Here is a 12768-nt window from a genome sequence, read left to right as displayed (position 1 = left end):
CCCTCTTCTGTCACTTTCCGGGTATTCTGAATAAAAGAATAAAAAAATAAAACCCTGAAAGGTAAATAGGGCAATGGATGTAGAATTACAAATCTTGAAACATTTGGCAAGAGATGCTCACCCAACAGTTGCTACCATAGTTTAAATTCTCCAGCCTTGTTAGGCTTAAATAAATCTCGTCAAATTGAAACTGAGGTACAAGAAAATAGTGATGTTGATTTTTCTAATCATCAACAATGGAACCATGAATGCGGATGGAAGAATACTTTAAATAATCTGCGTCTCATTGCCCAACCACTCTTACTATTTTGGTTGATTTATCCCTGGATACATATTTTCCCCAATTCTAATTTATTGCTGGGATTCAATCAATTAATTAGTGAAATGAATCAATTTAAACCTTGTTATGCTTCTGGATAATTTCACTTAGTTACTACTTGCTAACGCCGGAGAGTGACAGAAGAGGGATAGTGTTTCTAATCATAGAGAATTTGATTACCTTTAGATAGTATCTCCCTCTAAGTCCGTTGAATTGTTATGGAAGTTTTTAAAAATGCACTTAAATCTGGATAAACTAATTACTAAAAACGTTAATGGTATCACAATATAAATTTATGTAAGTTTGATAGCATATCTAACTTTTACAGCTTTTATCTATTCCGAAACAATGGGGAAATAAACTATTAGATAAACTCCGCTATCTTCTCGGCGAGATGCTACGCGAACAGTCTTGTATCTGTCAGAAAATTAGTTATGTACATTGGTTTGAGGAGATGATGTCATGTTGACAGATTTAGCCTTTTTAGGACTAGTTTAATTGAAAATGTAAAGTTTTATAGCAGCAATATCGCCTTTGTTCTTAGTTATGATGCAACAATAACGAACCCTCAATCAAGGAGATCATCATATCACGTCGCAGCCTTTGAAGGTTCATATTAAGTTAAAACGGGCGCGGCAGGGATCGAACCTGCGACCAACGGATTAGAAATCCGTGGCTCTATCCACTGAGCTACGCGCCCAATACGAAATAATGCCTCCCAAAGGAGTCACCGACATTATTATATCGTTCCCACTTGCCAAGAAGCAAGCTAAAATTGCAGATTTCCCACTAGCAAGGCTAAGATCCAAGTCGCTAGTTAGTCAATTTACATTAAAAATGAACCAGATGGGGTATTGGTTAAGTATATTGTGTTGTCAAAGGGTTATTTGCCTTATGTGGGGTTGCTCTGGGTGGCTTACCCTAGTGAAGTATCTGGCGCGAGTTAGATCCATTCCCACAGCAGGCTAGGTAATTTCAGCCTTGGCGATGCTGCCAAATGCCATTATATATTCCATATTAAGAATGCCCCTGTCAGGAGTTATTTGCTAGTGCCATGTTTATTCTCAAACGGCAGGATGTTGAAATATCAAACATTCAGCACCCAAAAAAGGATCAGCAGATGCCGATCCTCACTTATCAAGGGCAGACTTTTCGCTTGATTAGTGTCTTCAAAGCTAGTCAAGAAGAAGAAGCTAGAGCCTTATGGAGAGAATTAACGGATAACCGGGGTAAAGCCTGTGTTTTACTGGAGGAACCGGAACGCTTTAGCGTTTGGGGTAAAATCCGTTTAGAGCAACTTGGTAATGACACGGGTGGTCATAGTAAAACGGGGATTTTGAGCCAAGCCAGTATTTTGCTGTTGCAAGGGGTTTATATCGACATTGAGGAGTTTTTAGGGTCTCGGCAAGCTGCATTATTTGAAAAAGATATTGCGGAGGTATTACAGCAGAAGCAATTTCCCCAAGCATCTTCTCTAGAAGCAGTTAAATATTTGATATCTACGAATCCTTTGCCTACAGCTAAAATGCCTGCTTGGCAAGAAAATCATGTAGTTATCCTCTTGCAAGAACTGCATCGACTAGGAAAAGCGTATTTTGGCAACGCTAATTTTACCAAACAAGTAATCTATAAGTTAGAAGATATGCCAGAAGCCGAGCGATTGGTATTTATTAGTTGGCTAAATCAATCATCACTGAGTAAACTATGGCAGTAGCACGGAAATTTGTTAAACAACTTCCTGCTATTGGCACTTGCTTTTGGTGTCCGATTGTGTATTGTCTGGCAAACAAACTGCTAGCCATACAGTCCCTTAACTCAAAATACTGCCAGAGTGCATCTACATAGTCAAGCCCTATGAATAACTCTTACGAGAATTCGTTTCTTTCCAAATCCATTTTCACTACTCAAAACCTTGTCTTAGCCAATATTGGCTGGGGTGTACTGGCACTGCTATACTTTTTGTTGTTCAGTGCCAAAGTTCCCGGAGCAGATGGCATAGAAATCCGGGCTGAGTGGTATGTGATTGGCACAAATATTTTTGAAGCTTTCGCTTATTTGAGTGCCAGTATCTTATGCTTGAAGAACTGGCTGAGTCCGCAAATCGTCAGTGGTCGAAATGTTTGGCTCTTGATTGGCTTAGGTATGCTTTCCTATTTCGTTGGGGGGATAATTTTCGGCTATACCGAAATAATTTTAAAAGAAGAACCGGATGTGTCTTTAAGCGATATATTTTTTGTACTGACTTATCTATTACTTGGCGCAGGCATGATTTTAGCTGTGACTTCCAGGCGAATCAATCTGGAAAAATGGCAGTGGCTAATTGTGTTAGCAATTGCAGTGTTCGGTAGTTTGTTGGCATGGTGGATTTCTATGCAACAGGAAACACCGTCAGAATTGCTAGTCGCTATTTTGAATTGGTTTTACGTAGTTAGCGATGTGGTTCTGTTAATTATTGCTACTACTTTGCTCTTAGCCTTTTGGGGGGGAAGAGTTTCCCAGTCTTGGCGAATGATTGCAGCCGCAACCTTTTCGCTCTACATTGCAGATATGTGGTTTAAATACGCCCAAGGCCCCAATTATCAAAGTGGGGAGATATTAGAAGTGTTTTGGGTGTTTAGTGGAGTGTTATTTGGCATGGGCGCTGTCTTAGAATATGACGCATCACTAAGGCGAACGCGGCGTACCGGCGGACGAAAACGAGCTTAGTAAAGATTTTTGGTATTTACAGTGAGAAAATTAACAGACTCTGACAAGCAAGAAATTCTTAAGTTATATCGAGAGACTGCCGAAACAACCTCAACTTTGGCAGACCGCTATGGTGTGAGTAACTCGACAATTAGTCGCCTGCTCAAAAGCACTTTGCCAGAAGATGAGTATGAATACTTAGTCTCCTTAAAGCGGGCTGCGAGAACTCCTGAGGGAAGAGCACAGGTAAACTATGAACAGTTACCGCTACTGAGTCAACCAGAGCCTGACATAGAAGTTCAACCCATTGAAAGCCAACCCTTGGAGGTGCCAAAGGTTGAGCCACAGCCTCGTCGGGTAATTCATGTAGAGGTAGAGGTAGCGGAGCAACTTGACTCAGAGGAGACAGCAGAGTCAATCGCCGCTAGTAGACGGGTACGGCGACGCCCCACGGCGTCAGAAAAACCGAAGCTACGAGTAACAGAGAAATTAGAAACTCCAGAGCAAAGGCCGCCAGAAATAGTCAGCATAACCATCCCACCGCTAAAGGATGAACATCCAGGAGCGGCCGTCATCGCGCACATGCTAGGCGATGACTTGCTAGACGATTCAGAGGATTTGGACGATTTAGATGATGATTTAGAAGATGACGACTTTGAGGAAGAAGACTTTGATGATGATGACCTGGATGAGCAAAGACCTTTAGTCACAAAACGAAGACCAGGTGAAGCAGCAGTTCAAGTTTTACCACTGTCAGTAGCCAATTTGCCTAAAACTTGCTATTTGGTGATTGACCGTTCCTCGGAATTAATTACCCGACCTCTCAAGGATTTTGGTGATTTGGGGCAAATTCCCAGCCTGGAAACCCAGCAAAAAACTCTGCCAGTGTTTGATAACCATCGCGTGGCAAAGCGTTTTTCTACTAAACGCGATCGCGTGATTAAAGTTCCTGATAGTAAAATGCTCCATAAGGCTCGTACTCATTTGCAAGCTAAGGGCATCACGCGACTGCTGATTGATGGTCAGGTCTACTCGTTGTCTACGACGGTTTAGAGGTCATGGAGACACCTGCTGGCTATGGTGTGGTATTGGTGACAGCTAGCAACATGCAGGAGGCAGAAGCAATTGCAACTGCCCTTGTGGAAGCTAAACTCGCTGCTTGTGTGAGTCTGTTACCAATCCACTCAATTTACACCTGGCAAGGGCAACTGCATAAAGAGCAAGAATGGCAATTAGTGATTAAAACTGATTTGGCGCAATTTCCGGCAATGGAAGCCAAAATTAAGGAACTTCACTCCTATGACGTGCCAGAAATTATTGCTTTACCAATTGTTGCCGGTTCTCAAGCCTACTTGCAGTGGATTTCTCAGCAAGTTAAAAGTAAAGAGTGAAGATTTAGGATTTTCATAACTCCTCACTCTTTGTATAATTTAAAATTACACAAAGAGTGGTCTGTCCCATTAAATTTGAGAGATAAGAGAACGCGGTTCGTTTCTTTACCCTTGAAACTTTGCTTGACGGACTACTAACTAACTGTGAACAGCCCTTGCAAAACGCTCCGCCAAGTAAATAACGTCCTGTCTACGAGCAATTTGATTTATCCATTGTTGAGGAATATTTTCCACCCCGTAATAAATTCCCGCTAACCCACCGGTGACGGCAGCAGTAGTATCAGTATCTCCCCCTAAGTTGACAGCCTTTAGTACTGCCTCAGAGTAAGACGAGCTATTTAATAAACACCACAGGGATGACTCTAAGGTGTCAATCACATAGCCACCAGAATTAATCTCTTCTACTGGTAACTTGGCAATCTCACCACTGAAAAATCTGCTAAAATGCGGCTTCTCTAACAAAAATTCTCGAACAGAATAAATTGTTTGAATGTCTTGCAATCCTTGTAGATAAGCTGTCTGGAGGTCAGCCCCTTCCAACAGCGCCACTGCAATACTAATATAAATGCCATAGGCCATTTGAGAACGGAGATGAGCGTGGGTAATGGAAGAAACTTGATGTACCCACGCAATCAATTCATCCAGAGTTAAACTTTTGTGACAATAAGCCATCGGCAAGATTCTCATCAACGAACCATTGCCATTACTATTTTCACTAGTACCACCTGCTTTCAGGGGTGGAGTTCCTTGTTTCCAGTTCACAATTGCTAAAAATGTGGTGTTACCGATATCAAATACTTCGCCTTGAGGAGTCCAGTAACTTTCGTGATACCAGCACCAGAAGGAATTAGCAATCGCATCCAGTGAAAATCCCTCACAAAGACATTCTGCCAAGCAAAAAGTCAGCGAACTGTCATCCGACCACGTACCGGCAGGAACATCCCAAGTTCCATAACCCAGCATAGACGTAACTGGAGATTTTAGTCGTTCAGCGCGGCTGGTGAACTCTACTGGCACACCCAACGCATCACCAACACATAAACCCATCAAACCAGACAACGTTTTTGTACCGGTTAGCATTGTTCAACCAGAATGAAACTTTTCTACAACTGATTTTACTTGCGAAAAGCCGCTGATTAAACGCTTGGTATAATTTTTAATTCCAAACTAGCTGTATACAGCCCTTGCAAAACGCTCTGCCAAGTAGATAATGTCCTGTTTACGGGCAATTTGATTCATCCATTTTTGAGGAATATTTTCCACCCCGTAGTAAATTCCCGCTAACCCACCGGTGACGGCGGCGGTAGTATCGGTATCTCCGCCTAAGTTAACAGCTTTCAGCACCGCTTCAGAATAAGACGAGCTATTTAGCAAACACCACAGCGACGATTCTAAGGTATCAATCACATAGCCACCAGAATTAATTTCTTCTACTGGTAACTTGGCAATCTCACCACTCAAAACTCTGCCAAAATGCGGCTTCTCTAACAAAAATTCTCGGACAGAATAAATTGTTTGGATGTCTTGCAATGCTTGTAAATAAGCTGTTTGGAGGTCAGCCCCTTCTAGCAGCGCCACTGCAATACTAATATAAATGCCGCAGGCCATTTGCGATCGCGCATGGGCATGAGTAATTGCCGAAACATCATGCACCCGCGCCAGCAATTCGCCCAAAGTTAAGCTTCTGTGACAATAAGCCATCGGCAAGATTCTCATCAAAGAACCATTGCCATTACTATTTTCAACCTTGCCGCCCGCCTGATGGGGTAGAACTCCCTGTTTCAAGCGCATAATTGCTGTGTGGGTAGTTTGACCAATATCAAAGACATCGCCACGGGGAGTCCAGTAAGCTTCCTTGTACCAGCGCCAGAAGGAATTGGCTATGGTATCCAAAGAATACCCTCTACAAAGACATTCTGCCAAGCAGAAGCTTAACGAACTGTCATCTGACCAAGTTCCTGGTGGTTGATTCCATGTGCCATAACCGAACATTGTTGTCACTGGAGATTTTACTCGTTCAGCACGGCTAGTAAACTCCACCGGCACACCCAACGCATCACCGACACATAAACCCATCAAGCCAGACAACGTTTTTGTAGCGGTTAGCATTATTCAATCTCCACGAGAATTGCTAAAAATCAACTTTATAGATTCCCTTTATGGCTTGTTGCAACAGATGCTACATCTGACTTTTTCATCCTATGTGAAAAGCTCGGTAAAAGATTGCTAATCGGGTATTTTATTTACCATATCCCGACTAAGTTTAAGTTCAAATTATTGTGCCAGTTTTAAAAGCGTCTATATTCGGATAATGAACTAGGATGAAAAGACATTGAAATGTAATTATAGCAGTATAACAGTTTATTTATAATTTTCATAGATAGTTAGCCTGTAAGTTTTTTGCATCAATAACAACAGTCATTTAATAAAATCTGTGAATCATTTGAAACATTATCATATGATTTTCGACCTGGAATATACAAGTAAAAAATACAAAGTTTGGTTAAAATTATGAAACGCTAATTCAAGTCTTCCTTGACAATCTCTGCATTGTCTTCCTTAATAGTTGCTCCTGTTATTCTATCAGCAGGTCAAGCTTATGCTGAAACAAAAAAGGCTACTGATGCTAGTTATACAGCACTTCCCGGTGTTATGAGGTAGAATAGCAGCAATTAGTAAACCAGTTTTTTAAATGTCGAGGATTTATTAAGCCGAGTGCAACTGAGATTAGTGTATCAACCATTTCTGTTGTAGTTGGAGCAAAACTGCGTAAAAAAGATTTGAGTTGTGACCACCATAATTCAATTGGATTAAATAGGCATTTGTTCTATTAGCGATAGCCCTCTTCTGTCACTTTCCGAAAAGTTTTGCCATTTCTAAATTCTAGAGCTTTTGTATACGAAGCGATGTCTACGACGGGCTACGCCTACGCAAGATTTTTTCTAATAACAAATACAATAACCAAGTTTTTGTAATAGGATAGCTTGTATTGATTGACTGATAAAGCTTCTAGAGATTGCCCTCCCGGAGAGTGGCAGAAAAGGGATATAGCTTTACTGTAGTGGCACTATTTTGCAGTCATAGCTTTATTGTAGAGCTAGTAATTGAAGTTCTTTAGTATTTTTAAAGGAATTAAGAAAAATCAGCAAACATTTAGCTATGGAAGACCTAAAACAAGTAATAATCAGATAACTAGCGGTACTACCCAGCATAACTTGAGTCAGATTCTTCCTCAAAACTAACTATGAAAGCTGAAGCAGAAAACAATAGCAGGCTGACTTGTGAAGTAGAAAATACCCTAAAGGTGATTGGCGGACGCTGGAAAGTTTTGATTATTAGAGAATTAATGACTGGCATCAAACGCTTTGGCGAGTTGCAACGGGCTTTACCTGGAGTAACGCAAAAGATGCTGACTCAACAACTCCGAGAAATGGAGGAAGACGGAATTATTCATCGAGAAGTTTATCCTCAAATTCCACCCAAGGTAGAATATTCACTAACGCCTTTAGGAGAAACTTTACAACCAATTCTCTACGCTATGCATGAATGGGCTGTTCAACATTTATCTCAAACAAATCACCATCAATATTGATCATGAGTATAAAAATTGCTAATTTTCAATTTGAGCAAGCAGATTTATGAGTGGAGCTTTAAATTGGAATTGTTTATTCATTGTTTCGTAAATATTGAATCGCTGCCTCTAATTTTGATGAGTAACTTTCAGCAAACCTTTCAAACCAAAGTCCTTCAGACGAAAGTGGATCTACTTTGGCTAACCATACTTTTGCTTGTACTTTCAAAGCCTCTAGTTGTTTGGCTTTGAGTTGTTCTTGTCGAATTCGTTCCTGTTCTAGTTCTTGCTGTCTTTTTAATTCAATAGCAGCATCCTCTTCTGCAAAATCAGCTTGAACTTCTGCCAAAAGGTTATCCAAGAAAGATGCCGATTTTGGCGATGGTAGGATAACGGATTTGGCTATGGGTGATTTTGACTGCTGCTGTTTAGGTTGTACTTCTTGATATTCAGTTTGGAGTTGAGCCAACAGCTTATCGATGGAATCCATTTTTGCAATTCCTAATAAATAGTATAGCTAGTCATTAATGGCATTGAGCAGGACTTCCGATAGACTGAAATCTTCCATATCTTCCATAGTAATTGTGTCACAGATATCAAACTTAGCACCAGCACTTTGGAGTTCATCGTCTAAGACTTTGAGAAAGCGGGTAGCTTGCTGATCTCTGCCGACTTGAATGAAGGAAATAGCTAATTCTTCATCTCTATCTATGCGGCGAGAAGCTTCAATAATCACCTTCATTACAGCTTTGCGATCGTCCGGTTCACCATCAGTAACCACTAAAATTGTTTCACCATTTGGCTTTGTTTGACCGGCTGCTTTGCGTTGTAAGTAATCATCAGTTGCGTGTTTCAACACACCTGCTAAGTCAGTTGTACCAGAGGGGTCATTTTCTCGGAAAATTTGCGCCACCTTGCTGGATGTCACATTTTCGTATCGCTTAAATTTACCAGAAAATACATAAATAGTGATACCATCTGGGTCAAATTGCTCACACTTACTAGCTAAAGCTAAAGTAGATTCCTGGGCTGCAACCCATCTACTTCTACCACCCTTTTGATCTTGGGTTGCCATGCTGCCGCTTTTATCGATAATCAAGGTATAATCACGATTTTCAAGCATTATTCAATTCTCCAGTTAAGAATCAAGAGTTAATGGACTATGGGTGATCAACGCATTAGTCAGTTATGGCGTTGCTCAAGACATCTGCAAGGCTCATATCTTCTAAGTCGTCTAAAGTAACCGTGTCGCAAATATCAAATTTAGCGCCAACACTTTGCAACTGATCATCTAAAGCTTTAAGAAACTTAGTTGCTTGGGCATCAGAACCTACCTGAATGATCGAAATTGCTAATTCTTCATCACGTTCCATCTGACGAGTAGCATGAATGATGACTTCAAACACAGCTTTGCGATCGTCTGGTTCTCCATCGGTAATGACTAAAATTGTCTCTCCGTTTGGCTTGGTTTTACCGGCGGCTTTGCGTTGAAAGTAGCTATTGAGTGCATCTTGAAGCACACTTGCTAAGTTTGTCGTCCCAGCAGGGTCATTTTCGAGAAATATCTGCGCGACTTTGGCTGAGGTGACATCATCGTAGCGTTTAAATCTACCGGAAAACACGTAAATGGTGATGCCATCGGGGTCAAACTGTTCGGCCTTTCTTGCCAAAGCGAGTGTAGACTCTTGGGCTATCTCCCATCTACTTCTACCACCCACTTGGTCGGGTGTGGACATACTACCGCTTTTGTCAATGATTAATGTATAGTCGCGATCGCTCATCATAATATTCCTCTGATTGTTACCCTGTAGTTCTAGTCTAACTCCGTTTTTTTACCAGCAACCAAGGCTTTTAAGTACTAGTATCAAACTAGACGCGCCACAGTTAACAAATGCGATATGCGTCATTATTTCGTCAGCTAAATACCTCCACTTCTTGGGCAACCTTCATTTGGTCGAGAATTCCCCAAATTGCCTGTAACATCGGCTCTAAGCCGGTGCGAGTAACTGCTGAAATCACAAAAACCGGGGCGTAGGAAAGATGATTCAGTTGGGTAGCTAACGCCTCCAAATCTACAGTTTCCCGATCAACTGCATCAATTTTGTTCAGCGCCAAAATTTGCGGACGTTCTGCTAAACCCCGTCCATATGCTTGTAATTCTTGCTTAATTGTGTTGTAATCCCTAACCACATCATCACTAGTGGCATCAATCAGGTGAAGTAGCACCCGCGTCCGCTCAATATGGCGCAAAAAATCATGTCCCAGCCCTGCCCCGTGAGCTGCTCCCTCAATTAGTCCGGGAATGTCGGCGAAAACAGTACCATCACCAGTAGGTTTCCGCACTACACCCAAATTTGGGATGAGGGTAGTGAAAGGGTAGTCTGCGATTTTTGGACGTGCCGCAGATAAAGATGAAATGAGAGTAGATTTACCAGCATTTGGTAAGCCAATAATCCCCACTTCTGCCAAAAGTTTTAACTCCAGGCGCAGCTGCTTTATTTCCCCCGGTAATCCTGGCAGGGCGTATTCTGGGGCGCGGTTACGGTTACTCAAGAAATACTGATTTCCCAGTCCGCCTTTACCACCTTGGGCAATCTGCAAAGTTTGCTTAGGCTCAGTTAGATCCCCTAGCAATCCGCCAGTTTCAGCATCATAAATAGTTGTACCGCAGGGAACTTCGATGATCAAATCCTTTCCTCCTGCCCCAGTACAGTTATTTGGCCCGCCACGAGTACCTTTTTCTGCCTGAAAGCGATGATTGTATCTGAAGTCCAGCAAAGTTTGCAGATTTTCATCGGCAACGAAAATTACCGAACCGCCTCGTCCCCCATTACCACCAGAGGGACCACCAGTCGGCACGTACTTCTCTCGCCGGAAGGCGACAATACCATCGCCGCCCTTACCTGCTTCAACTTCAATTTTTGCTTGGTCGATAAATTGCATATTTTTTGAGTGCTGAGTTATGAGTTACGAGTTATAAATTATAAGTTTTAAATATAAGTTTTAAAACCTCATTCCTCACTCTTTACTTGTAACTCAGCACTCAGCACTCCTAACTCAGCACTCAAATATATGGTGAAACATCTTCACCACATTTATCTGCTAAATAGGAGAGGGCACGGAAACGTAAGCCCACGAGTTGCTCATACAACGGGTTAATTTTACACATCGGCGGGATATGCACAATCTTGCGTCCAAATAGGGTGACATCCCGTTCAAAGGGACACTGAGAAGGAATCATTTTACACAAAAAGCGGGCTACTCTTGGGTCTTGGATATCTAGCCCATCGAGCCAGTCGCGCAGGGGATGTAGTGCATTAATTTGACGCTTTGTAAGTCCAGTGCTGGGGATTGTTAAGTTAATTTGCTGTGGGTGTTCTAGGGTGTGGCGTAAGGCTTCTAGGAAATTCTCTGGCTCTTCTAAGGCTTGGCAGAACTGTTGCAGAACTTGATCTTCGCTGGGAGAATAAGTACCATCTGCGATCGCAACCATCACCGCTGTCCTTAAAAAATTGTCCGCTACTGGTGTACCTTTACCCAACACTGCGGCTAATTCCTCTGGCGTAATTACCTCTAGTGAGTCCCATTTCATCCCAAGAGCTAATTCATCTTTGGTGATGCTGGCAATTAATTCCTGCTCTTGGGCATCAAAATTACCATCTGCCCAAGCAATGGTGAGCAGTCCACGCAACCAAGCGGCAATCTGTTCGCTGCTGTAGGGGGATTGAACGGTACTTGTCATAAACTCACGTCTCAAGCTTTCCTCGGTCACTACTAAGCTACCCCACCCAGCGACTAGGAAGATAGTGGGGAAGCACACAAAAACCAAGAAAGTGTGATTTATCGCCGCCTCAAGAAATAAACCAGAAAAGTTTTCAAATCGCAACAGTCGGTCTTGAGGTAAAATCCATTGAGAGTGATCTTGAGAATTTTTATACTTAAACTTCAAATGAAAATTTAATCTGTGTTGTGGAATTATTCATGAATAAAACTAAAGTTAAGCTCGGTGTCATTCAAGAAACACTACTAATTACCCTCTGGGCTAGAGCTTGTGAGCTTCAGGCAGCAGATCCAATTATAGTAGATCCTAAATCATCTGAGATTCTTGCAGCGCTCGACTACGAATTTGATAAATTTACTACCGCTAAATCTTCTCAGATAGGCTGTTGTTTACGAGGAACTATCCTTGACAACTGGGTACGCACTTATGTCAATCAACATCCTCAAGGTTCCGTTATCGAGATTGGTGCAGGACTGAACACACGCTTTGAGCGAGTGGATAACGGCAAGGTTAGCTGGTTTGACATAGATTTACCGGATGTCATGGTTCTGCGACGACAGTTTTTTGAGGAAACGGAACGCCGTAAATTAATCACGGCTTCTGCCCTAGATACCAATTGGATTGAGCATGTCAAGTCCACTATTAAACAACCTGTTATGTTTGTCGCCGAAGGCGTGTTGCAGTATTTCAATGAACAGGAAGTGAAGCTATTGTTTGCGAATCTTTTGCAATATTTTCCTGGTTCATGGTTTGCCTTTGATTCCTTGTCACCGCTAATTGTGAAGAATCAGAAACACCATGACTCACTCAAATACACTTCGGCAAAATTTGATTGGTGTATCTCAAATATTCATAAGATTAAAGACTGGAATTCATGTTACGAAGTAATGGAAGTCTGTAATTATGCCAATCTGCCAACTAAATATCGCCGACGTTTTTCTCTAATGAATCGTTTACTAATGTTATTTCCTCCTCTGTGCGATTCGTCTCGTTTGGCATTAGTTAAATTAGGTTAACTCTA

General features: G+C 41.8%; 13 protein-coding genes, 1 tRNA gene and 2 pseudogenes. 8 read left to right on the top strand and 8 right to left on the bottom strand.

Annotation, left to right across the window (positions count from 1 at the left end; all coding sequences use genetic code 11):
• Nucleotides 1-138: 138 nt before the first annotated feature.
• A pseudogene (locus F8S12_RS02130) lies at nt 139-420 on the top strand (IS701 family transposase); the annotation flags it as partial.
• A 106-nt stretch (nt 421-526) separates the two neighbouring features.
• Nucleotides 527-788, top strand: a pseudogene (locus tag F8S12_RS02125) (IS4 family transposase); the annotation flags it as partial.
• A gap of 158 nt (nt 789-946) precedes the next feature.
• Here F8S12_RS02125 and F8S12_RS02120 read toward each other — a convergent pair.
• A tRNA-Arg gene (locus F8S12_RS02120) sits at nt 947-1019 on the bottom strand.
• 354 nt (nt 1020-1373) lie between these two features.
• Between F8S12_RS02120 and F8S12_RS02115 the strand changes: the two genes are divergently transcribed.
• The 4 genes from F8S12_RS02115 to cutA all read left to right on the top strand — a co-directional run bounded on the left by F8S12_RS02115 (nt 1374) and on the right by cutA (nt 4395).
• Nucleotides 1374-2033 (top strand): Npun_F0813 family protein, encoded by a 660-nt coding sequence (locus F8S12_RS02115; protein ID WP_196514572.1) that lies wholly within the window; start codon nt 1374-1376, stop codon nt 2031-2033.
• A 140-nt stretch (nt 2034-2173) separates the two neighbouring features.
• Nucleotides 2174-3025, top strand: a complete 852-nt coding sequence (locus F8S12_RS02110; protein WP_196514571.1) for a hypothetical protein — start codon at nt 2174-2176, stop codon at nt 3023-3025.
• A gap of 21 nt (nt 3026-3046) precedes the next feature.
• Complete coding sequence (locus tag F8S12_RS02105; protein WP_196514570.1) at nt 3047-4057, top strand: transposase; 1011 nt, start codon at nt 3047-3049, stop codon at nt 4055-4057.
• A gap of 5 nt (nt 4058-4062) precedes the next feature.
• Entirely contained in the window at nt 4063-4395 is a 333-nt protein-coding gene (gene cutA, locus F8S12_RS02100; RefSeq protein ID WP_196514569.1) for a divalent-cation tolerance protein CutA, read from the top strand.
• 138 nt (nt 4396-4533) lie between these two features.
• Here the strand turns inward: cutA and F8S12_RS02095 are convergent, their stop codons facing one another.
• The gene (locus F8S12_RS02095) at nt 4534-5475 is read right to left on the bottom strand and encodes an ADP-ribosylglycohydrolase family protein (RefSeq protein ID WP_196514568.1); all 942 of its coding nucleotides are present in this window, start codon (nt 5473-5475) and stop codon (nt 4534-4536) included.
• 87 nt (nt 5476-5562) lie between these two features.
• Nucleotides 5563-6504, bottom strand: a complete 942-nt coding sequence (locus F8S12_RS02090; protein ID WP_196514567.1) for an ADP-ribosylglycohydrolase family protein — start codon at nt 6502-6504, stop codon at nt 5563-5565.
• A 1135-nt stretch (nt 6505-7639) separates the two neighbouring features.
• On the opposite strand from F8S12_RS02090, the gene F8S12_RS02085 reads away from it, so the two are divergent.
• Nucleotides 7640-7987: a winged helix-turn-helix transcriptional regulator gene (locus tag F8S12_RS02085; protein ID WP_196514566.1), complete on the top strand. Its 348-nt coding sequence runs from the start codon at nt 7640-7642 to the stop codon at nt 7985-7987.
• 73 nt (nt 7988-8060) lie between these two features.
• Here the strand turns inward: F8S12_RS02085 and F8S12_RS02080 are convergent, their stop codons facing one another.
• The 5 genes from F8S12_RS02080 to F8S12_RS02060 all read right to left on the bottom strand — a co-directional run bounded on the left by F8S12_RS02080 (nt 8061) and on the right by F8S12_RS02060 (nt 11708).
• Entirely contained in the window at nt 8061-8456 is a 396-nt protein-coding gene (locus tag F8S12_RS02080; RefSeq protein ID WP_196514565.1) for a salt stress protein, Slr1339 family, read from the bottom strand.
• 27 nt (nt 8457-8483) lie between these two features.
• Nucleotides 8484-9089 carry a vWA domain-containing protein gene (locus tag F8S12_RS02075; RefSeq protein WP_196514564.1) on the bottom strand — a complete coding sequence of 202 codons (606 nt, stop codon included), beginning with the start codon at nt 9087-9089 and terminating at the stop codon, nt 8484-8486.
• A 55-nt stretch (nt 9090-9144) separates the two neighbouring features.
• Complete coding sequence (locus F8S12_RS02070; protein WP_196514563.1) at nt 9145-9750, bottom strand: vWA domain-containing protein; 606 nt, start codon at nt 9748-9750, stop codon at nt 9145-9147.
• A 130-nt stretch (nt 9751-9880) separates the two neighbouring features.
• On the bottom strand, nt 9881-10909 hold the full coding sequence (gene obgE, locus F8S12_RS02065; RefSeq protein WP_196514562.1) for a GTPase ObgE: 1029 nt from the start codon (nt 10907-10909) through the stop codon (nt 9881-9883).
• A gap of 121 nt (nt 10910-11030) precedes the next feature.
• Nucleotides 11031-11708: a Mo-dependent nitrogenase C-terminal domain-containing protein gene (locus F8S12_RS02060; RefSeq protein ID WP_196514561.1), complete on the bottom strand. Its 678-nt coding sequence runs from the start codon at nt 11706-11708 to the stop codon at nt 11031-11033.
• 239 nt (nt 11709-11947) lie between these two features.
• Between F8S12_RS02060 and F8S12_RS02055 the strand changes: the two genes are divergently transcribed.
• Complete coding sequence (locus tag F8S12_RS02055; RefSeq protein ID WP_196514560.1) at nt 11948-12763, top strand: class I SAM-dependent methyltransferase; 816 nt, start codon at nt 11948-11950, stop codon at nt 12761-12763.
• Nucleotides 12764-12768: the final 5 nt, after the last annotated feature.

The sequence above is a fragment of the Nostoc sp. WHI genome (assembly GCF_015714725.1).
In the GTDB taxonomy this organism is placed as follows: domain Bacteria; phylum Cyanobacteriota; class Cyanobacteriia; order Cyanobacteriales; family Nostocaceae; genus Nostoc.
Note: the sequence above shows the minus strand (reverse complement) of the source record. Positions and strands in the feature narration are given on the sequence as shown.